This window comes from Acinetobacter sp. FDAARGOS_558, from assembly GCF_003937785.1.
GTDB lineage: Bacteria > Pseudomonadota > Gammaproteobacteria > Pseudomonadales > Moraxellaceae > Acinetobacter > Acinetobacter baumannii.
In genome coordinates this window covers 2821118-2840979 of sequence record NZ_RKJH01000001.1, presented here as the reverse complement: position 1 = coordinate 2840979, position 19862 = coordinate 2821118, and the positions used below count along the sequence as shown (strand labels likewise).

Genomic DNA, 19862 nt, shown 5'->3' with positions numbered 1-19862 from the left:
TCGCCATGCTGGAATTCTGGTTTAATACGCAAGTCCCGACTTTTAAAAAATTAATCATTTTAATTATTACCCTCTTAATCTGTATTGGGTTATATCAATATCAACCATTGCCTTTAGATACCATTTTAATGTTTACAGGAACTGGGGTTATTTTTTTAATCTGCCGTTACTTTAAATTGCATTTTGCTCAAAGTAACCCGACTGGCTTACTTTACCGCCTATTTACGTGGGTTCCTATCGCTCTTTTATTTGCACTTATCTTTGTAAAAACCATGCCTAACTTACTGATCTGGGGCGTTCAAGGAATCGCATTTATGGCGCTTGCTGCTTTTATTTTTTCACCTCAATCGTTATTTAATAAATAGGCTCATTTTTATGTTGGCTTATTGGTATAACGCACCGCGTCACATCAAACTCATCTTCATTATTGTCGTTTGTGCTGCAATTTATGCAGCCAATCAAGTACAGCCTTTATCGCCGACTTACACTGTTCTTAGCCTCGTGTTAGGGTTCGGGCTTCATTTCGGGCAATATTTACAAACAAAAATTCCAGAGCACAGTTCATATAAACTTAAGCTCCAGTTTCTGCTTAGAATTTACCCTCTCATTATTGTTGCTATTATAATGTGGTTATTGCCCCCTCAATACAATTGGATCGCAACAATACAAGCTTTAGGCTTTGTACTGGTTGGATTTTTTCTTGTTTCGATTTATCAAAATCGGGCCAAACGTTTTTAAACAGTAAATGTAGCTCTCTTTCCTACCTATCGTTAAAGCATGCTATTATCTTCCACGGTTTATTAATCCATGAACCGTCTCCCCTTTTATTTTATGGAAATTAATCCGAACTCGAGAGTGTTATGCGTGCATATTTAAACCTTCTACAACATATCCTTGATAATGGCGGTGACAAAGGCGACCGTACAGGCACAGGAACCCGTTCTGTATTTGGTCATCAAATGCGTTTTGATCTCTCTAAGGGTTTTCCTTTACTCACCACAAAAAAAGTTCACTTTCGTTCTATCGTGATTGAGTTACTTTGGTTCTTAAAAGGCGATACTAACGTTAAGTACTTACAAGACAATAAAGTCACCATTTGGGATGAATGGGCAACAGCAGAACAAACTGCCCGTTTCGGCCGCCCAGAACATGAGCTTGGCCCAGTTTATGGCCATCAATGGCGTAATTTCGGCGCAACTAAAAATGCCGATGGTACTTATAACCAAGATGGTTTTGACCAAATTAAATGGTTAATTAATGAAATTAAAACCAACCCAAATTCACGCCGTTTAATTGTCTCTGGCTGGAACCCAAATGAGGCTGGACAAGTTGCTTTACCGCCTTGCCATACGCTCTTCCAATTCTTCGTACAAGACAACAAGTTGTCATGCCAGCTTTATCAACGTAGTGCTGACGTATTCTTAGGCGTACCATTTAATATTGCCAGCTATGCCCTACTCACCCATATGATTGCTCAAGTGTGTGGCTTAGGTGTTGGTGATTTTGTTTGGACAGGTGGCGATACGCATCTTTATGCCAACCATTTTGAGCAGGCAAAACTACAATTGACGCGTGAGCCATTACCACTTTGCCAATTAAAACTTAATCCAGAAGTTAAAGATATTTTCGACTTCAAATTTGAAGATATCGAGATTGTAGGTTACGAGTCACATCCGGCAATTAAAGCACCAGTTGCAGTATAACGACGGCTTAAATTTCATTAGATTACGGTTTAGAGAATAAGATTATGGCATGGCAAAATGTAGAAGTTGTCCACGTTGTCGCAATGGACAAAAATCACTGTATTGGTAAAGGCAATGCGTTGCCATGGCATATCTCTGCCGATTTAAAACATTTTAAAGAAATCACACAAGGTGGTGTGGTGATCATGGGCCGCAAAACGCTTGAGTCTATGGGTCGTGCTCTACCGAACCGTGTGAACTGGGTGATTACCCGTGACATTAACTGGCATTTTGACGGCGTAAAAATTGCGTATTCAATTGAAGATGCTTTAAATGCTGCTTTAGAAGATGCCAAAAACACCGAAAAGCAAGCTTTATTCATTATTGGTGGTGGTGAAATCTTTAAGCAAACCTTGACAATTGCAGACCGTCTTGAGCTCACTCATGTTGACTTAGATGTACAAGGTGATGCACATTATCCAACAATACCGAGTGAATTTCACAAAACTGCAAGCGAACAGCAAGTAGATGAAAAATCAGGAACTTCATTCGAATTTGCCACTTATAAAAAATAATTTTCTGGTCGCCTATGCACAATATCGGAACACGTGAATTTATTATCGCCCTCCTCTTCGGCGCTTTACATAGTTTATTCACGTTGTTTATTGTGCTTTCCAGCATTTGGGTATGCTTAGCCCTATGGGTCCAACAACCTTTTGGCTGGTTAGGCAGCCGTATTATTATTGGCATATGGATTGCCTTTGCTTTAAGTATGGCGGGTTTATATTTTAATGGGCATATTATTAGCCGTCGTACAGACGTTTTAATCTACCTATTAGCTTTTGCCTGCTCTTTGGTTTGGTACTTTTCGATTACTGCACGTCAAGACCGTGACTGGAACCCTGAAGTTGCCAATATGCTAAGTTACGAAAAACACGGCGATGTTATTACTTTGCATAATGTCCGTAACTTCAACTGGCATCCTGATGGAACCTATGATGTCCGCTGGGAAACCCGTACTTTTGACCTGAACCAGTTAAATGGCATAAATATCATTACCTCTTACTGGATGGGGCCACAAATTGCCCATACGCTAGTCAGTTTCGAATTTAAAAATCAACAACCTTTAGTTTTTTCGATCGAAATTCGAAAAGAAAAGACTGAAGAGTTTTCAGCAATTGGCGGTTTCTTTAGAAAATATGAACTGAGCTTAATTGCATCTGATGAAAAAGATATTGTCTACACGCGTAGCAATATCCGTAAAGAGCAAGTTTATAATTTCCCGGTCAATATGCCTCGCTCTGAGCAAAAAGCGCTATTTTTAGAATATCTTAAAAAAGCAGATGAACTACGCGCAGAACCAAAGTGGTACAATACGCTCACAAGTAATTGTACAACTTTAATTTTTGATATGGTTCAAGCCATTAACCCATATCAGCTTCCTAAAGATTATCGGTTAATTGCCTCTGGTTACTTACCTAATTATTTATATGATCTTAAAGCACTCGATCAAAATATTAGCTTGAAACAGTGGTACCAAATTGCACACATTAACCGACGTACTGAACATTTTGAACAATTTGCAGACCAAAGCAGTGAGCATTTCTCTCAAATTGTTCGACAGGGTTTACCTAAAGTAAAATGAAATAAGTAATGCACTTTTCTTTACTTTTTTATACACGCTTTACTTTGTAATCTAACTAGATAAACCCTATTGTAATAGGCAGGAAATAGAGGAAAAAACAATGCAACAGGCATTATTTGGCGGCGGCTGTTTTTGGTGCGTCGAAGCCGTATTTTTACAAATACGTGGTGTAGAAAAAGTAACAAGTGGTTATGCTGGTGGGCATACAACTCACCCAACTTATGAGCAAGTATGTCAAGGTGACACTCAGCATGCTGAAGTGGTTCTTATCGACTTTGATGAACAACAAGTTACATATTCTCAGTTACTTGATGTGTTCTTTGCAACGCATGATCCAACGACTTTAAACCGCCAAGGTAATGATATTGGTACTCAATACCGCTCTGTTATTTACTATTTTAATGAAGAGCAAAAGCAGGCAGCAGAACACACCATTCAGACGTTAAAAGATGACGATCTTGATATTGTGACTGAATTATCTCCTGCTCCTACATTCTATCCGGCAGAAGACTATCATCAAAATTACTATGAAAAAAACCCTTCACAAGGTTACTGCAACTTTGCAATTCCACCTAAGCTGTTAAAGTTACATAGTAAATTTCAACATCTCATGAAAAATTAATAAATGAGAAAATAAAAAAGCAACCGAATTGGTTGCTTTTTTATTACGTGAAACTAGATTTTAGTTTTCACTTACAAAGGCAATATCGCTCAGTCCGGCTTCACTGGCGCGAGACATTACCTGAGCAACAGTATCGTACTTCGACTCTTTATCAGCGCGAAGTTGAACTGTCGGTTTAACTGCACCTTGACCTGCTTCTTGGAAACGTTTTTGAAGCTCATCAAGGCTAATTACTTGAGTATCCCAAGCCACTTCACCATTTGCATTGATACTAATCGTAATTGCTTTTGGTGGTGGATCAATAATTTCAGCAGTTGTTTTAGGAAGCGTTAATGGAATCGATGGGTTGGCAACTGTTGCTGTGACCAAAAAGATGATCATTAACACCAACATAATGTCGATTAGCGGAATGAGATTCATCTCATTCATGCCACTATCGTGGTCTTCACCCAATTGAAAAGCCATTAAGCTTGACCTCCAACATAACTTTGCTGTGCAGTTTTAACATCAGACTTTACAGTTGAGTCTTGCTGCAACATGGTGTCGATTAACAAACTGTGTGCTTGATCTTGTAAATCATGAGCAAGGCCACGATTCGCACGTACACAGATGTTATAAGCCAATACCGCTGGAATCGCAACTGCAAGACCAAGACCAGTCATAATAAGTGCTTCACCTACTGGTGTAGCCACTTGAGCTAAACCTGCCTGTCCGCTCTTACCAACAGCAACTAACGCGTGGAAAATACCCCATACTGTACCAAACAAACCAACGAATGGTGCAATTGAAGCAATTGTTCCTAAAACTGAAATACCTTTATCAGCATTGGCTTTCTCAGCAGAAATCTGACGCAATAATGCTTGCTCTGCAACTGCTTTACGTTGTTCAAAACTCAAAGGTTGTAACTTTGCTTTGAGCGAAGTAATAGCCTGAGAGAGTTGAGCATAAGCTTGTTGTTTTAGTTGGCGAGTCCCCATCAAACGTAAGATGAAAACTGTCCAGGTAGCAATCGACATTGCCAATAAGATGAAATACAGGGTTTTACTCACTGCATCTGCATGTTGCCAATAGATTGAAAAGTTCATATTCGAACTCCTGATTAAGGTTAGCCGTTGGGACTCAAATTCGTTTAAGGGGTTAAGTCAAACGGTTGCTCTGCTTTAATTGGATAAGCAACACCGTTTTCCATATAAGGTTTAAATTTTGCACTACGTACAGCACGGACTACCTTGTCATCTAGACTTGGAATACCGCTGCTACGGGTTACGCGCACGTTAGTAATCTTGCCTTTCTCATCGGCTTCAATAAGTACAACAACCGAGCGTGCTTCGCCCTGTAAATCTTTTGGTGAAACAGTCAAACGTGGTGAGCGGCTCCACTGTACACCCGAACCACCAATTGAAACGCGTTTTGGCGATGGATCTGGAGCAGGTTGAGCTTTAGGTGCTTCTTGAACCACTGGCTTTGGCTTTTCAACGACTTTTTCAGTCACAGTAGTCGTTGGCGTTACTATTTTCGGTTCAACTTTAGGTTCTGTTTTTACTGTTTCTTTAGGTGTTTCAGCCTTTTTGACCTGCTGAATTTTTTCCACTTTCTTAGGTGGAGTTACAGGTTTCTCGACAACTTTAACCTCTTTCACTTCTTTTTTAGGTTCCGGCTTTTTAGGCGGTTCTTTTGGTTTTGGTGGTAAAGGTTTTGGTTGCTCTTGAATTTTTACAAAACGGACTTGTAAAGGTTTCTTTTCAATTGGCTTTAGTTCAGCAGGCTTAATGTGGCTGACTGCCCATAAGACCCCGATATGACCAATTGCAACCGCAATTAGTGCCGTGATGACTTTCTTTTTCATCGGATTGGGAGAGTTTAAGGCTGCGGAAGATTGACTCATAAGAATCTAATTACCTAATGGATGATGATTTCGGTTTTCAATTTATAGAAACGATTTCAAACATCGGATAGAACAATAAAGTGCCACAATAATAAATGAGAAGTGTTTTCATTTGCAACTACTTTTTTATGAAAACATTCCTCATTATCGCGAGGTCTAACTTGATAAAGTGATATCACCTTAGTTTTCTCATGCTTAGACAACGCACTAAAATTTGTAAGTTCCCTATTTTCACTTATCAGATCGCGCTCAGCTTAAAAAATAATTAAGTAGCTAGATATTAAAAGTATTCTATAGAGCAACAGACTCTAGTTATGTTATAACATTTTAAATTTATTTTAGCCATAAAAAAAGCACGCTCAAAAGCATGCTTTTAAAGGAATATAAGTTGTTAGAAAACAACAGTCTTATTGCCATCTACAATAATTCGGTCTTCTAAATGCCATTTAACAGCACGAGCTAATACATTACGTTCAACATCTTCGCCAAGCTCACGTAACTGCTCAACATTATAATCATGGCTCACACGTTCAACGTCTTGCTCAATAATTGGGCCTTGGTCTAAGTCAGCAGTCACATAGTGAGCTGTTGCACCAATCAACTTTACACCTTTTTCATATGCTTGCTTGTATGGGTTTGCGCCCACAAAAGCAGGTAAGAATGAGTGGTGAATATTGATAATTTTCATTTCCCATTTAGAAACGAAATCTTCACTTAAAATCTGCATGTAACGCGCTAGAACTAACAAGTCATTGCCTTGCATCATTTCATGAATTTGAGCATAAGCTTCTGCTTTATTGTCTTTAGTTACTTTAATGACTGTAAATGGAATACCAAAGTTTTCAACCGCTTCACGTAAATCTTCGTGGTTAGAAATTACGTGGGTAATTTCACACGGTAAAGAACCACGTGCATGACGCCACAATAGCTCAAGCAAAGCATGGTCAACTTTAGAAACTAAAATACCAACCTTTTTAATATCATTAACAAAAGCAAGACGCCATTGCATGCCATAACGTTCCGCTACATTTGCTGCGAAAGTCTGAATTAAAGCATCTTTACGAGACTGTAAATGATCAAGTTCAAATTCAACACGCATGAAATAACGTCCGCCTTGAGCTTCCGTCGCATACTGATCAAGCGCGGTAATGTTTGCACCCTGATGGTACAAAAAGCTCGATACAGCCTGTACGATCCCAGGCTTGTCTTCACAAGTAATCAGTAAACGGGCTGTATTGGCAGTGGTCATATTCATTTGGTTAATATCACTTAATTGAGACAAAATTTTGATAAGCCGAGTATTCTAGCGCTCTAAATAAACAAGCACAACTATTCATCTTTTAGGGACGATAAGCTGGCAAAAAGATCCGAAGGTCCAAGCGACTCCAATAATTGCTCATAAGTCGCGCGGCTTTCCCCCATTAAATAAGGGCCTTCTAAAAAAACCATTTGCCGTAAAGCTTGCCAAACCCATTTTTCTTCAAGGTGGTTATTGTCACTAATGTGTCCGGACATATATAGAAAGTTGGTCCAGTTGGTTAAGACAATCCAGAGGTTAATAATGAGCGCTTCAATTTCCGAAGGTGTCATTTTCATAAGCCCAGCATCAACAAAGGCCTGATAAATTCTTTGCCCTTGCTGCATGACCTGCCCTGCGAATCGAGGATAGATCTTTTTAAAGTCTTCGTTACTTTCAACTAAATGATAAACATCGCGGTGGATAAAACGATAGTTCCATAGCTGACCACTGAGCACCTGAAAATAATTAATTTTGTCATTGGTCGTTAATGGTCTGTCCTCAGGTAAAGAGAGCATTTCTAAAGTCTCGACCTGATATTGGTGCATTAATTCCTTAATGATTTCATGCTTGTTTCGAAAGTGATAATACAAGTTTCCAGGACTAATCCCCAACTCTGCAGCAATATGATTGGTAGTGACAGACCGTTCGCCACGCTCATTAAAAAGCTGCAAACTGATTTGTAAAATCCGGTCTTTTGTCTTCAGAGCTTTAGGTAGAGACATTTTAATAACCTTCGTTAATTCATATGGTTAAGACTTGTACACAGAAACCAACTTGACTCTTTAGAGTATTTACTCTAAAAAATAAGTATATCAGTATATTTGGTAAGTACCGATGAACAGTCAAACAAAAACAAATCCAGAGACTCAGGTTCCTTATGATGTTAAGCATTTACATGATTTGCTTGAGCAGCAAAAGATTGCCTACTTACGTCATCCGGTACCCACTGCTAAAGAGCGTATTGATCGTTTAGCCCGTCTTAAAAGAGTCTTGGTAAAATATCAAGATCAGATTGCCGAAGCAATTAACCTTGATTATGGCAATCGTGCCATTATGGAAACCAAAATTGGTGAGTTACTTACCTGTCTTGAACAAATCAAGTATTACAGTAAGAACCTGACCGGATGGATGAAACCATCAAAACGCCATATCAGTGTATTACATCAGCCAGCAAAAGGTTGGGTACAATATCAACCAATGGGTGTTATTGGCATTATTACACCTTGGAACTATCCATTACTACTTTCCGTTGGCCCACTCATCTGTGCTTTGGCAGCTGGTAACCATGCCATGATCAAAATTTCGAGTGCTTCTCCAAATTTTGGACAAGTTCTTGAAAATGCACTTTCTGAAGCTTTTCCACAAGAATTGGTTGCTGTGGTTAATGGCGGTGGTGTGATCTCTGATGCGTTTAGTCACCTGCCTTTTGACAAAATGATTTTCACAGGCTCGACTTCTGTCGGTAAAACAGTCATGGCGGCTGCAGCTCAAAACCTTGTGCCAGTCATTCTTGAGTTGGGGGGTAAATCCCCTGCGCTTGTACATGCTTCCGTAGACATGAAAGATGTCGCACAGCGTATTGCTGTGGGTAAATTATGGAATGCAGGCCAAACTTGCGTTGCGCCAGACCATATTTTCTTGCCGCGTGGTAAAACTGCCGAGTTCATTGAAAACTTTAAATTGATTGTGGCTGGAATGTATCCTCATTTCCGTAACAATCAAGACTACACTTCTATTATTAATGATAAGCAGTACAACCGTATTCAAGGCTATCTAGAAAATGCCCGTGATCAGGGTGCTCGTATTATTGAAATTAATCCTCAAAATGAAATTTTAGATGATGTCCGCAAAATTGCACCGACTCTGGTTACTGGTGTAACAACTGCAATGGATATTATGCAAAATGAAATTTTTGGTCCTGTTCTACCAATTTTAGAATATGACCAAATAGAAGAAGTCATCGAATTTATTAATAGTCGACCACGTCCTTTAGCAATGTATTATTTTGATTATGATCAGGCACGCGCTGATTATATCTCTCAACATACTCATTCAGGGCATTTCGGAATTAACATGGTGATTACCCATGTAGCACAAGATGATTTACCTTTTGGCGGTATTGGTGCGTCAGGTATGGGTAAATATCACGGACCGGAGGGCTTTTTTGGGCTTTCACATGAACGTTCGGTCATGTCAAATCCAAAACTTTATAGCTTGAAATATATTCTTCCGCCGTTCAATAAACCGATTCATCGCTTCATTTCGAAAACCTTGTTGCGTTAACTGATCAAGGCATGATCTGTTATACTAGATCATGCCTCGTTTTTACCAATTTCGCTTGTCTTTTAATCGTATTTTTGGTATAAAACGCCCCTTGAATGAATTCATCCGTTTACATTTAGTATGACTGGCCACAGATTTGCTGTTGGCTAAATCAATGGAGTTACACCATGTCTAAGGTTTGCCAAGTTACCGGCAAGCGTCCAGTCGTTGGTAACAACGTCTCACACGCCAACAACAAAACCAAGCGCCGGTTCGAGCCGAACCTGCACCACCACCGTTTCTGGTTAGAAAGCGAAAAACGTTTTGTACGTCTTCGTTTAACCACTAAAGGTATGCGTATTATTGACAAATTGGGTATCGAAAAGGTTGTTGCAGACCTTCGTGCTCAAGGTCAAAAGATCTAAGGAGTCTGAGCAATGCGTGATAAGATTCGCCTCGTTTCTTCAGCTGGTACAGGTTACTTCTATACCACGACTAAAAACAAACGTACTATGCCGGAAAAAATGGAAATCAAAAAATTTGATCCAAAAATCCGTCAACACGTGATTTTCAAAGAAGCTAAAATCAAATAATTTTAGCCTCGAAAAAAACGACTTCTTTATGAAGTCGTTTTTTTTTTGCATTTTTTTTATACCAGCCTTTTTGTTAAACTTTCCACATATTCCGCCTTGGCATTTTTTATGCTTGTCTTTAGCCTAACTCACGTAAAAGGAGTTTTTAGTGCCGCATGACGTAGATTTAATTATTTTACTTGCTGTTGGTTTCGGCGTTGCCCTGTTTTTTGGCTATATTGCCGCCCGACTACGACTTCCCCCTCTTATTGGCTATCTCATTGCCGGAATTATTATTAGTCCTAATACTCCTGGTGTTGAAGCAGATATTCATCTTGCAAACCAACTTGCTGAACTTGGTGTAATGTTCCTCATGTTTGGCGTTGGTATGCATTTTTCCTTAAATGATCTTTTACTTGTTCGCCGCATTGCCTTGCCAGGTGCAATCTTACAAATTGCTGTTGCAACTTTACTGGGTATTGGCGTTTCAATGTTATGGGGCTGGAGCTTTGGCTCCGCACTCGTTTTTGGCTTAAGCCTGTCATGTGCGAGTACAGTTGTATTATTAAAAGCTTTGGGAGACCGTGGTCTGCTAGATTCTGTAAACGGCAAAATTGCTGTGGGCTGGCTGTTAGTTGAAGATTTAGTCATGGTACTTGTTTTAGTACTTCTTCCAGCTACAGCTGTTTTACTTGGCGGAAAAGCTCCAGCAGGCACAGAAGGTAACATCTGGCTAACTCTTGGAATCACCCTATTAAAGGTTATTGGCTTTATCGCCTTTATGCTGATTGTCGGTAAGCGCGTTGTGCCTATTATTATGCAGTTTGTTGCTCGCTTAGGTTCAAGAGAGCTATTTACGCTTACTGTAGTCGCTGCTGCTGTATCGATTGCCTATGGTTCTTATGCCATCTTTGGAGTTTCAATGGCATTAGGGGCATTCTTTGCCGGAATGGTTGTTAAAGAATCAGATTTTAGCCATCGCGCAGAAGAAGAAACGCTACCACTACGTGAAATTTTCTCGATTTTATTTTTCGTTTCAGTAGGGATGTTGTTTGATCCACATATTCTTATTGAACGTCCACTACATATCTTGGCTGTTATCGCAATTATTATGGTGGGTAAAACACTTGCTGCAATGGCCTTGGTTTTATTCTTCCGCTATCCAATCAATACTGCTTTAACAGTCGGGGCCAGCCTTGCTCAAATTGGTGAGTTTTCATTTATTTTGGCTACCCTTGGTGTCTCTTTAGGTCTATTAACTCTAGAAGCTCAAAACCTAATTTTAGCAGGCGCATTATTCTCAATTACACTGAACTCTTTCATCTTCTCGGCAATTGAGCCGGTACAACGTTGGATTCGTGAACGCTCTCATTTAGCACGACTTCTTGAACGTAGTGGCGACCCATTAGCCATGCTACCCGATGAAGTCGATCAATCTTATCTACGCGATCAAGTGGTGATTGTAGGGTATGGTGGCGTTGGACGACGTATTACTGAAAATTTAATTAATCAAAATATTAAAGTCGTAATTGCAGAAGAGAATCGTGAAATCGTAGAAAAACTACGTCAGGCAAATATTGCAGCTGTAAGTGGTGTAGCAACCGAACCTGGCGTTTTAATTCAAGCACATATCATGCACGCACGACTCTTGGTAATTTCACCTATGGATATTTTAGATATTCATCGGATTGTAGATATTGCGAAGCAATTGAACCCTCAAATTCAGGTTTTAATTTGTGCAGAAAGTAAAGAAGAAGCCGCAGTGATTAGAGACGAACACATTGGTGAAGTATTCTATGCGAAAGAAGAAATGGCTAAGAATATGAGCCATCATATTTTAAATCAAATCGAACTTGCGCATCAGTCCACACATCATTAATGCATACAAAAAAAGCGTACTCAAGAGTACGCTTTTTTTAACTTAAGAATTTAGGCTGCTCATCCACAACTTCAGCCTGCCATTCATTGACCTGCTTTTCTAACAGCCCAAACAAAGCTGCTTGAATCATATGTTGTGCAACTATAGGCGTCTGTTCACCTAATATTGCCTTTAGTTCATCACTAAACTGAATTTTAACCAAGGGCTCTTTTTCAGAACCAGCATTACGCAAGGCGAGCTCACCACCTTCTAGTTGGACTAATTCCAACACTGCTTCTTGATTTCCAAATAACTCTTTCAATTGCTGTATAGACATATACTTCCTCCATGTTTCAACATGGTGGCAAAGCACCCTTGCACTTTGCATCTCTCGTCTTATTTATATAGGCGCACTGGGATTAAATTTCAAGCGCTCAGATAGTTTAATTTTAGAACTCGACCATTTCGTTACGAAAACCATCAATTAAATGACTTAACTCTCTATGCCATTCACGCAAAATTTTCACATCAGGTAACCATGATTGTGGTCCCTGAGTCACTTTAATGATCAAATTAGAAGAAGTTTCTTCTTCCGGTGTCGGTTCAGTTGGTTCCGGTGCATATTGGCACATACGGTAAGCACGTTTTAATTCTGCAACGAAGCCATCTTTTGCCAATTGCTGCAAAACAGAAACTTCCGGAGAAACTTGTCCTTTTGCCGCCATATGCTCTTCAATAGATTTTAATGTCGGTTGCAAGTCATTTAAACGGTAATAACGTACCAATTCTTGCAAAAATGCCAACATTGCACCATGTAAATGAAATACAGCTGCTTCACGATACGCTTGTATCTGCTGTACATGATCAGTTTGCTCTGCTTGTTGACACGCTAGGCGTGCAAAATAGAGTTTTTGATTGGTACGATCGGCATGATAACGAGCAACACGTGACATAACTAAACTTTCCTGTTCTAAAATTGCCATCTATATGGCTATTCTTAGCTTAACGACTCCATTGATAAAATCAACGTTATTTATGGTAAATCCAGAGAGACTTGATAAATTTTACGTTTAGCCGGGATTTTCAACTGTCGCTTCATAGGACGCACATTACTTAGAACCCAAGCAAAATATCCTTCACTCCAACCAGAGGCACAGGCAGGTTCAATCTCATCGTTTCGCCAAACATGAATAGAATCAACATCAACCAAAGCGACGGCAACTCCCTCTTCTTCATCACCATCATTCTTTAAAAAATTTTGGTTCTCAACAATGAATAGATCTTTAAGAGGCAGCTGTGCAGGGACCCAGGAACGAACTTCAAGTGTTTTTATTCCCTAAGCTATACGGGTTCCATTTGGAGTAACCACAGAAAGAGCTAAAAATTGTTGCATAAAAGCCTTACTCTTCAGCTGCCTTAACCCGAATACCGTAACCTTTTACTTTAAGTGTATTTAGACCTTTGATTGCTTTAATGGCTTCACGCGGATTCGGCATTTCGACAAAGCCAAAGCCTTTTGATTTACCCGTATCTTTATCGGTTACAACGACACAAGACTCAACTTTACCATAAGCTTTAAACAGCTCTAAAACTTCAGCTTCAGTCACTGAACGATCTAAATTACGAACTAATATTTTCATTTTCCAACCTTCATTGACCATCAAAAGAAAGGCCAATATACATTTGAGTATTCACAGTGTCTTATACAGTAATTTAGTCAAGATCGATACCAAAACCTAAGTTTACTGTTCGTGAAGTATTCCATTGTTTTTTGGCGAATGGCTGCGGCACCTGACGATGAATTTTGGCCTGAACCAAATGGGCAGGTAAATCATTTAGAAAATAGCTTTCGATTTTGCGGCCTTGTTCGTCATACGTGTCTTGTGACCATGTATTGAGATTTTGCTTCGTCAAAATCAATTCATTTTCCGCACGTGTTAATGCAACATACAATACTCTGCGCTCTTCTTCGACTTCATCAAAATCGCCCTGTGCACGCGCATAGGGATATTGGTTTGGTGAGACATGTGGTACATAACACACTTTCTGTTCTGCACCTTTAGCGGAGTGAATTGTAATTAAGGTCACTAAATCATCATCACCCGCTTTTTCAATTTCAGAAATTGAAATTGGTTCAAGCACATATTCTTCAAGAAACTCACCAAGAGATGCATGTTTACGCGCAAGTTGTTTAACCAAGTCAAAATCCCTAACTCGACGTGACCAGTCTTTAGTTTTATAGTTTTGCTCTAACTGTTCACTTAATGCATCAAGTGCTAGACCAATACTTGCCTCAACATGCTGCTGTAGCACATCAAGCTGTTTCAAAATCAAAATGGCCTGTAAAGGAACTTTTCCATGACGCTCCAAACGCTGACAACGCTCTTCGACCTCACTAATGCTCATTAACTCTTGCGCTAACTTGCTAGCACCCACATCTCCAATACCATCCCATAAGGTTAAAAAGCGCATCCAAGCCAAGTCATCCTGCGGGTTACTCACAATACGCAATAAACTGAGCACATCCTTTACATGCGCTGATTCAAGTAACTTTACACCACCAATAAAACGATACGGAATTTCAGCGGCAATAAATGCACCTTCTAAATAGCGTGCGCTGTAACCAGAGCGGACTAACACCATATGGTCGTACCAATTTGCGCCCTGTTGGTGTCGCTCTATTAAGTCTTGTGCAATCCAGTTGGCTTCTTCAAATTCATTACCAAACAAATGGAGTTGTGGCTTTTGTCCTTTGCCACGATGTGCCTGTAACTGTTTTTGGTAATCGATTGGACTGTGAGCGAGTAACCAATTTGATAAATCTAATATTTCTTGAGTCGAGCGATAATTCAGATCTAAAGTATGAATCACTGCATCTGGAATATGTTCTTTAAAAGAATGAATGTTTTCAAAATCGGCCCCACGGAAACCGTAAATTGACTGGGCATCATCTCCCACACAAAATAATTTCACCTTACCAATCAGTGGCTGCAAAAGTGCCCACTGTAAAGGGTTGGTATCTTGCATCTCATCAACCAACAAAGCTTGGCAGAAACCAGCAACCCAGTTCGTCAGTGCTTCGGAGTTTTGTAAATGAACAGCGACGATCGACAAAATGTCATCATAGTCTAAAAAATTACGCTCTCTTTTACGCTGTTCATAGGTTTTCATTAACTCAGCAATTTGTGATTTATATTCATATGCTTCAGGTAATTGCTTGAGTAACGCTTCAGAAAGCTTAGATTGCGTATTTCGGGCATAAGAATATAAATCACACAGCTCTGCCGCTTTAGGCAAAACATTATCTTTGTCTTTGCCTCTCAATAAGCGAAACATGAGTAACTGATCATCACGATCAATAATACTAAATTGGGTTAAACCAAACGCTTGCGGATTACGACGCAATAAATACATGCAAAAGGTATGGAAAGTGGATGCACGAAGACCTTTAGCTTGCGCCCCGACATGCTGTTCAACCCTTGCAACAATTTCACTCGCAGCTCGGCGGGTGAACGTTAAAATCTGAATTTGATTTGCAGGCAAACCTTGATCAATTAAATAAGCTGCGCGAGCAACAATAGTTTTCGTCTTGCCACAACCCGCTCCAGCCAAAACCAGACAGTTTTGAGCCGTAGTCGTTGCTGCTTTTTTTTGCTGAGCATTTAATTCATTAATTAACTTTGCAAGACTCATAACACATATCGCTAAAACACCAAGGCTTAGTTTAACAGACCCATGCCATGAGATGGACCTTCGCTCACTAAAAACAAAAAAGGGCACCCTAAGTGCCCTTTTGTTCATTATTTATTTTAAGAAACTGTTTTTGAGCTAGAAGGTAAATGCTTAATCGCAGAAGCGAGCCCTAAAAAGTTAATTCCCTGAAATAAAATATCTACTGCCAAAAACATTCCCAACACCCAAAACGGAGAATCTTTAGACACTAAAATTAAAATACCTGTAGCGAGGGTTAATAATCCTGAAAATAAGGTCCAGCCCCACCCTGCAATTGGTCTTAGTAAAAATGCATTTATAGTGCGGATTACACCCGCAATAATTAGAGCAATTGATAATAAGCTTGTTAAAACCACAGCCGTAGTAACAGGCGTAGAAAATGCATAATAGCCTGCCATTAAATACAGCACTCCAAAAAGTGCCCACAGCCATCGGCTACCGCCTTTAAATACACTTAAGGCAGCAATTAAATGCAATACACCGCCCACCATCATTAAAATACCAAACAGAAAAACAACCGAAAATGTGGCAAATGGCAGTGAGCTAAATAACACCAAACCGAAAATAATGAGCACAAAGCCTAATATTAGATACCATTTACGATCAGCATGTAGCTGATTACGAACCAAATCATTACCTACAGTTTTCATGACGGCGTCTCTTATTATCAGGTATTAGGAAGTTTATATAATGTCATTATAGTGATGTACTTCACATTTATTGTCTGTATAAGATGTGCATCGTTTATTAACAATTGATGTGGATAAAACAGTATTTATCCACAATTTTATTTCAGCCACCCCACTTCTTGGGCTGTTGGTAAACCTATTACGGTTTCTTGTAAATCATTTGGCATTTTGCTGGTCTGCTCAGATAATGGTGTTCGACCACCCATGATTTCTGCTCGCTTTTGTGGATAAAGAGGTACTTTTTCAGGTTGTGCATATCCTAATGGATATATGGGCTGACCTGTTTTTAAATCATATTTATCTTTTGCCCCAAAGCCATGCAATAGCTCATGAAAGATTACAACCTGATTTTGTGATGCTTGCCCACGTGTAGCAAACAAATTAACACTACCAATACGGCCCTTTTCTAAAGCAGTCGAATGCACCAAAACTTTTTGATAATTGGGATCGTAATAATTTAAATAAAGTTTGAGTGATGCCCCATTATCTTCAGGCTGTTGTTGTCGCCAGGCATAAAAACGAAACTTTAAACTCCACCAAACCACATGAAAAATACCGGCATTTTGTGGCACCTCAGGCGGACGCTGCTGTAACTGTTGCCCCAAGCGTATTTCAAAGTTTGCTGATTGGCCCCGATAATGTTGCGACCATTCACTTAAATAGCTTTTAAGCGTCTGGAAATCAGTGTTTTGTAACTGATGAATATAAGCTTGTGTGGTTTGTAAGCCATCTGCATTTATTGGGTGTAATATCACCACAATAGGCTGATTCCAGTCTTGGTTTTGGTCACGCCACGCTTGAACTGCAACGATTAATAAAACAATTAATAGACATAAAATCCGAATGTTTTTCCACATTCTTTTTCCCCATAAAAATTAAAATTTTCTTTTATTGTTGTAGATGTAAAAAATGCTAGCTGAGCTAGCATTTTTTATCTGTCTTATTTAGCCTTCAATCCATTTACCGTCTTGGTAAATTAGGCTCCATTTGGTTTGTTTACCTTCTGGTGTTTCAGAACCCACATATTGTGATTGGTTCTTACGACTAAACTTCACAATGGTTGGGTTACCTTCAGGGTCTACATCTGGAGCTTGTAAAATAAACTGGTATTTTGGATCAAGTTGATCAGCTACGCTACGAAGCTCAGCAACTTTTGGTGCACGTGTTTCACGAATTTTCGGGAACTTACTTGCAGCCAAGAACAGACCAGCCGCGCCATCACGTAACACAAAATAATCATCATGCTTGGTTGAACGCAAGTGTTCCATCTTGATTGGTTCTACACGTGGTGGCGCAGGTTGACCATTTTTCAAGACTTTACGAGTATTGTCACAGCTTGTACAAGCGAAATATGGGCCGAAGCGACCAGTCTTAAGCTGCATTTCACCATCACATTTATCACATGGAATGGTTGGGCCATCATAACCTTTGATCTTGAACTCGCCTTCTTCAAGCTCATAGCCATCGCAATCCGGGTTGTTACCACAAACATGTAACTTACGGCCACCATCAATGACGTAGCTGTCCATTGCTGTACCACATTTCGGACAACGATGTTTTGACATCAAGTCTGCTGTTTCAGCACTATCATCATCAGATAACGCTGCTAGAGACTCAACTGGCGTTAAGTTCAAGGTCCCTTTACAGCGTTCCTTAGGCGGCAAGTTATAGCCAGAACACCCTAAGAATACGCCTGTAGTGCCCGTACGAATCTGCATTGGACGTGAACATTCAGGGCAATGTACTGCTGGTACTTCAACTGGCTGGTTACGACGCATTCCCTGCTCACCTTGAGCATTGGTCAAACGCTTTTTAAAATCACCATAGAATGTGTCTAGCAATTCCTTCCAGTTACGCTCACCCGTTGCTACACGGTCCAACTGACCTTCTAAATCTGCAGTAAATGCATAATTCATTAGGTTATTAAAACTTTCATCAAGACGATCCGTTACGATCTCACCCATTTTCTCGGCAAAGAGACGGCGATTTTCTAACTTAACGTAACCACGTTCTTGAATCGTAGAAATAATGGCAGCATAAGTCGACGGACGACCAATACCACGTTTTTCAAGTTCTTTTACTAAAGATGCTTCAGTAAAACGAGCTGGTGGTTTGGTAAAATGCTGACTTGGATCTAGCTTTTCTAGCTTTAAAATTTCGCCCACTTTAATTGCAGGTAAAATGATATCGTCATCAGATTTGTTGGCACCACGAACTTTAGTAAAGCCATCAAATACAAGCGTACGGCCTTTTGCCTTTAACTCCACATTGCCAGCTTCAACTGTTAAAGTTGAAGATAAATATTCTGCCGGAGTCATTTGGCAAGCTACGAACTGACGCCAAATTAAATCATATAAGCGCTGAGCATCACGCTCTACACCAGCAAGTTGATCACCAGTCAGCGCAACATTTGATGGACGAATAGCTTCGTGGGCTTCTTGAGCACCTGCTTTATTACCATAGCGATTTGGCTTAGCTGGTAAATATTTTTCGCCATATTGGCTTTCAATATGTGCACGTACCATACTTACAGCATCATCACTCAAAAACGTTGAGTCAGTACGCATATAAGTAATGAAACCAGCTTCATACAAGCGCTGCGCCAACATCATGGTTTTCTTTACAGAGAAACCTAAACGTGTACTTGCAGCTTGTTGCAAAGTCGACGTGATGTATGGAGCGCTTGGATTCACCTTAGTTGGTTTATCTTCACGCTGGGCAACTTTATATTCAGCGCCTTTTAATACATCTAACAGGGCATCTGTTTCAGCTTTATTTTTTAATTTAAGCGTTTTACCCGCCTGTTTTACAGCCTCAAGACGAATGTCATCTTTTTTAGCTTTAGTGTCTGCAAAGACTTGCCAATATTCTTCTGGAATAAAAGCACGAATTTCACGTTCACGTTCAACAACAAGCTTTACCGCTACAGACTGTACACGACCTGCCGATAAACCACGGGCAATCTTTTCCCACAATAATGGCGAAACCATGAAGCCTACTACACGGTCCAAGAAACGACGTGCTTGTTGTGCATTAACACGGTTTAAGTCGAGACGTGTTGGCTGTTTAAATGCTTCTTGAATGGCATTTTTAGTAATTTCGTTAAATACCACACGATGATAACGGCTATCGTCACCACCAATCACTTCGCGTAAGTGCCAAGCGATTGCTTCCCCTTCTCTATCCAAGTCCGTTGCGAGATAGATTGCATCTGCATCTTTAGCAAGTTTCTTGAGTTCAGCAACAACATTTTCTTTGCCAGGCAGAACTTCGTAATGCGCTTGCCATCCATGTTCCGGATCGACGCCCATACGATTGATTAAAGCCTGATTCGCTTTTTGTTCTTTTTCAGCCTCAGTGAGTTTGGTCCGGGCAGCCGGCTTTTTCTCTGTTGCTTTACTGCCGCCTGTTGGCAAGTCACGTACGTGACCTACAGAAGACTTAACAATGTACTGCGAACCTAAATATTTGTTGATGGTTTTCGCTTTGGCAGGCGACTCCACAATCACTAAGGCACGTTTATGTGCAGCAGAGGCAGAAGATGCTGTGCTTTGAGATGCAGAGCGCGAGGTATTCGCCATATAAAATGTTATTCCTATACCAATAAATTTAAAA

23 protein-coding genes are annotated in these 19862 nt (G+C 40.0%); 10 read left to right on the top strand and 13 right to left on the bottom strand.

Features of this window, described 5'->3' with window-relative positions:
• The first annotated feature begins 5 nt into the window (after window positions 1–5).
• From EGT34_RS13660 to msrA, 6 genes are all read left to right on the top strand, one after another.
• The gene (locus tag EGT34_RS13660) at window positions 6–365 is read left to right on the top strand and encodes a hypothetical protein (RefSeq protein ID WP_000889270.1); all 360 of its coding nucleotides are present in this window, start codon (window positions 6–8) and stop codon (window positions 363–365) included.
• Window positions 366–375: 10 nt separating this feature from the next.
• Complete coding sequence (locus EGT34_RS13655) at window positions 376–738, top strand: hypothetical protein (RefSeq protein ID WP_000881942.1); 363 nt, start codon at window positions 376–378, stop codon at window positions 736–738.
• A gap of 122 nt (window positions 739–860) precedes the next feature.
• A complete protein-coding gene (gene thyA / locus EGT34_RS13650; RefSeq protein ID WP_060454576.1) occupies window positions 861–1703 on the top strand; it encodes a thymidylate synthase in 843 nt (280 codons plus the stop codon).
• A gap of 44 nt (window positions 1704–1747) precedes the next feature.
• A complete protein-coding gene (locus tag EGT34_RS13645) occupies window positions 1748–2257 on the top strand; it encodes a dihydrofolate reductase (RefSeq protein ID WP_000312550.1) in 510 nt (169 codons plus the stop codon).
• 14 nt (window positions 2258–2271) lie between these two features.
• Window positions 2272–3327: a DUF4105 domain-containing protein gene (locus EGT34_RS13640; RefSeq protein WP_000551513.1), complete on the top strand. Its 1056-nt coding sequence runs from the start codon at window positions 2272–2274 to the stop codon at window positions 3325–3327.
• Window positions 3328–3427: 100 nt separating this feature from the next.
• Entirely contained in the window at window positions 3428–3949 is a 522-nt protein-coding gene (gene msrA, locus EGT34_RS13635) for a peptide-methionine (S)-S-oxide reductase MsrA (protein WP_001183413.1), read from the top strand.
• Window positions 3950–4009: 60 nt separating this feature from the next.
• Here msrA and EGT34_RS13630 read toward each other — a convergent pair whose 3' ends face one another.
• From EGT34_RS13630 to EGT34_RS13610, 5 genes are all read right to left on the bottom strand, one after another.
• On the bottom strand, window positions 4010–4414 hold the full coding sequence (locus EGT34_RS13630; protein ID WP_000885431.1) for an ExbD/TolR family protein: 405 nt from the start codon (window positions 4412–4414) through the stop codon (window positions 4010–4012).
• Window positions 4414–5034 (bottom strand): MotA/TolQ/ExbB proton channel family protein, encoded by a 621-nt coding sequence (locus EGT34_RS13625; protein WP_001011664.1) that lies wholly within the window; start codon window positions 5032–5034, stop codon window positions 4414–4416. Before EGT34_RS13625 ends, EGT34_RS13630 begins: the two co-directional genes overlap by 1 nt.
• A gap of 44 nt (window positions 5035–5078) precedes the next feature.
• Entirely contained in the window at window positions 5079–5834 is a 756-nt protein-coding gene (locus EGT34_RS13620) for an energy transducer TonB (protein ID WP_000083586.1), read from the bottom strand.
• 391 nt (window positions 5835–6225) lie between these two features.
• A complete protein-coding gene (purU, locus tag EGT34_RS13615; RefSeq protein WP_001057506.1) occupies window positions 6226–7089 on the bottom strand; it encodes a formyltetrahydrofolate deformylase in 864 nt (287 codons plus the stop codon).
• Between the two features lie 74 nt (window positions 7090–7163).
• Window positions 7164–7856: a TetR/AcrR family transcriptional regulator gene (locus EGT34_RS13610; protein WP_000056618.1), complete on the bottom strand. Its 693-nt coding sequence runs from the start codon at window positions 7854–7856 to the stop codon at window positions 7164–7166.
• Between the two features lie 112 nt (window positions 7857–7968).
• On the opposite strand from EGT34_RS13610, the gene EGT34_RS13605 reads away from it, so the two are divergent.
• From EGT34_RS13605 to EGT34_RS13590, 4 genes are all read left to right on the top strand, one after another.
• Window positions 7969–9417: a coniferyl aldehyde dehydrogenase gene (locus tag EGT34_RS13605; RefSeq protein WP_001088254.1), complete on the top strand. Its 1449-nt coding sequence runs from the start codon at window positions 7969–7971 to the stop codon at window positions 9415–9417.
• A 167-nt stretch (window positions 9418–9584) separates the two neighbouring features.
• Complete coding sequence (rpmB, locus tag EGT34_RS13600) at window positions 9585–9821, top strand: 50S ribosomal protein L28 (protein ID WP_000048256.1); 237 nt, start codon at window positions 9585–9587, stop codon at window positions 9819–9821.
• A gap of 12 nt (window positions 9822–9833) precedes the next feature.
• On the top strand, window positions 9834–9989 hold the full coding sequence (gene rpmG, locus EGT34_RS13595; protein WP_001205031.1) for a 50S ribosomal protein L33: 156 nt from the start codon (window positions 9834–9836) through the stop codon (window positions 9987–9989).
• 148 nt (window positions 9990–10137) lie between these two features.
• Complete coding sequence (locus EGT34_RS13590; protein ID WP_001119811.1) at window positions 10138–11847, top strand: cation:proton antiporter; 1710 nt, start codon at window positions 10138–10140, stop codon at window positions 11845–11847.
• Window positions 11848–11884: 37 nt separating this feature from the next.
• Here EGT34_RS13590 and EGT34_RS13585 read toward each other — a convergent pair whose 3' ends face one another.
• The 8 genes from EGT34_RS13585 to topA all read right to left on the bottom strand — a co-directional run bounded on the left by EGT34_RS13585 (window position 11885) and on the right by topA (window position 19828).
• Window positions 11885–12163, bottom strand: a complete 279-nt coding sequence (locus EGT34_RS13585) for a hypothetical protein (RefSeq protein ID WP_000027403.1) — start codon at window positions 12161–12163, stop codon at window positions 11885–11887.
• A 112-nt stretch (window positions 12164–12275) separates the two neighbouring features.
• Entirely contained in the window at window positions 12276–12779 is a 504-nt protein-coding gene (locus EGT34_RS13580; RefSeq protein ID WP_031972037.1) for a DUF6586 family protein, read from the bottom strand.
• 80 nt (window positions 12780–12859) lie between these two features.
• The gene (locus EGT34_RS13575; protein ID WP_227503738.1) at window positions 12860–13159 is read right to left on the bottom strand and encodes an ASCH domain-containing protein; all 300 of its coding nucleotides are present in this window, start codon (window positions 13157–13159) and stop codon (window positions 12860–12862) included.
• A 67-nt stretch (window positions 13160–13226) separates the two neighbouring features.
• Window positions 13227–13466 carry an RNA recognition motif domain-containing protein gene (locus EGT34_RS13570; RefSeq protein WP_000699342.1) on the bottom strand — a complete coding sequence of 80 codons (240 nt, stop codon included), beginning with the start codon at window positions 13464–13466 and terminating at the stop codon, window positions 13227–13229.
• 73 nt (window positions 13467–13539) lie between these two features.
• Complete coding sequence (locus tag EGT34_RS13565; protein WP_000050361.1) at window positions 13540–15519, bottom strand: ATP-dependent helicase; 1980 nt, start codon at window positions 15517–15519, stop codon at window positions 13540–13542.
• A 116-nt stretch (window positions 15520–15635) separates the two neighbouring features.
• Entirely contained in the window at window positions 15636–16208 is a 573-nt protein-coding gene (locus EGT34_RS13560) for an HdeD family acid-resistance protein (protein ID WP_000859452.1), read from the bottom strand.
• Window positions 16209–16345: 137 nt separating this feature from the next.
• The gene (locus EGT34_RS13555) at window positions 16346–17104 is read right to left on the bottom strand and encodes a hypothetical protein (protein WP_000265764.1); all 759 of its coding nucleotides are present in this window, start codon (window positions 17102–17104) and stop codon (window positions 16346–16348) included.
• A gap of 87 nt (window positions 17105–17191) precedes the next feature.
• Window positions 17192–19828 (bottom strand): type I DNA topoisomerase, encoded by a 2637-nt coding sequence (gene topA, locus EGT34_RS13550; RefSeq protein ID WP_000024261.1) that lies wholly within the window; start codon window positions 19826–19828, stop codon window positions 17192–17194.
• Window positions 19829–19862 lie beyond the last annotated feature (34 nt).

What these genes read in the sequence shown, in the direction of transcription:
- EGT34_RS13660 (WP_000889270.1), top strand. Translation starts at nt 6, where the DNA reads ATGCTGGAATTCTGGTTTAATACGCAAGTCCCGACTTTTAAAAAATTA.
- EGT34_RS13655 (WP_000881942.1), top strand. Translation starts at nt 376, where the DNA reads ATGTTGGCTTATTGGTATAACGCACCGCGTCACATCAAACTCATCTTC.
- thyA (WP_060454576.1), top strand. Translation starts at nt 861, where the DNA reads ATGCGTGCATATTTAAACCTTCTACAACATATCCTTGATAATGGCGGT.
- EGT34_RS13645 (WP_000312550.1), top strand. Translation starts at nt 1,748, where the DNA reads ATGGCATGGCAAAATGTAGAAGTTGTCCACGTTGTCGCAATGGACAAA.
- EGT34_RS13640 (WP_000551513.1), top strand. Translation starts at nt 2,272, where the DNA reads ATGCACAATATCGGAACACGTGAATTTATTATCGCCCTCCTCTTCGGC.
- msrA (WP_001183413.1), top strand. Translation starts at nt 3,428, where the DNA reads ATGCAACAGGCATTATTTGGCGGCGGCTGTTTTTGGTGCGTCGAAGCC.
- EGT34_RS13630 (WP_000885431.1), bottom strand. Translation starts at nt 4,414, where the DNA reads ATGGCTTTTCAATTGGGTGAAGACCACGATAGTGGCATGAATGAGATG.
- EGT34_RS13625 (WP_001011664.1), bottom strand. Translation starts at nt 5,034, where the DNA reads ATGAACTTTTCAATCTATTGGCAACATGCAGATGCAGTGAGTAAAACC.
- EGT34_RS13620 (WP_000083586.1), bottom strand. Translation starts at nt 5,834, where the DNA reads ATGAGTCAATCTTCCGCAGCCTTAAACTCTCCCAATCCGATGAAAAAG.
- purU (WP_001057506.1), bottom strand. Translation starts at nt 7,089, where the DNA reads ATGAATATGACCACTGCCAATACAGCCCGTTTACTGATTACTTGTGAA.
- EGT34_RS13610 (WP_000056618.1), bottom strand. Translation starts at nt 7,856, where the DNA reads ATGTCTCTACCTAAAGCTCTGAAGACAAAAGACCGGATTTTACAAATC.
- EGT34_RS13605 (WP_001088254.1), top strand. Translation starts at nt 7,969, where the DNA reads ATGAACAGTCAAACAAAAACAAATCCAGAGACTCAGGTTCCTTATGAT.
- rpmB (WP_000048256.1), top strand. Translation starts at nt 9,585, where the DNA reads ATGTCTAAGGTTTGCCAAGTTACCGGCAAGCGTCCAGTCGTTGGTAAC.
- rpmG (WP_001205031.1), top strand. Translation starts at nt 9,834, where the DNA reads ATGCGTGATAAGATTCGCCTCGTTTCTTCAGCTGGTACAGGTTACTTC.
- EGT34_RS13585 (WP_000027403.1), bottom strand. Translation starts at nt 12,163, where the DNA reads ATGTCTATACAGCAATTGAAAGAGTTATTTGGAAATCAAGAAGCAGTG.
- EGT34_RS13580 (WP_031972037.1), bottom strand. Translation starts at nt 12,779, where the DNA reads ATGTCACGTGTTGCTCGTTATCATGCCGATCGTACCAATCAAAAACTC.
- EGT34_RS13570 (WP_000699342.1), bottom strand. Translation starts at nt 13,466, where the DNA reads ATGAAAATATTAGTTCGTAATTTAGATCGTTCAGTGACTGAAGCTGAA.
- EGT34_RS13565 (WP_000050361.1), bottom strand. Translation starts at nt 15,519, where the DNA reads ATGAGTCTTGCAAAGTTAATTAATGAATTAAATGCTCAGCAAAAAAAA.
- EGT34_RS13560 (WP_000859452.1), bottom strand. Translation starts at nt 16,208, where the DNA reads ATGAAAACTGTAGGTAATGATTTGGTTCGTAATCAGCTACATGCTGAT.
- EGT34_RS13555 (WP_000265764.1), bottom strand. Translation starts at nt 17,104, where the DNA reads ATGTGGAAAAACATTCGGATTTTATGTCTATTAATTGTTTTATTAATC.
- topA (WP_000024261.1), bottom strand. Translation starts at nt 19,828, where the DNA reads ATGGCGAATACCTCGCGCTCTGCATCTCAAAGCACAGCATCTTCTGCC.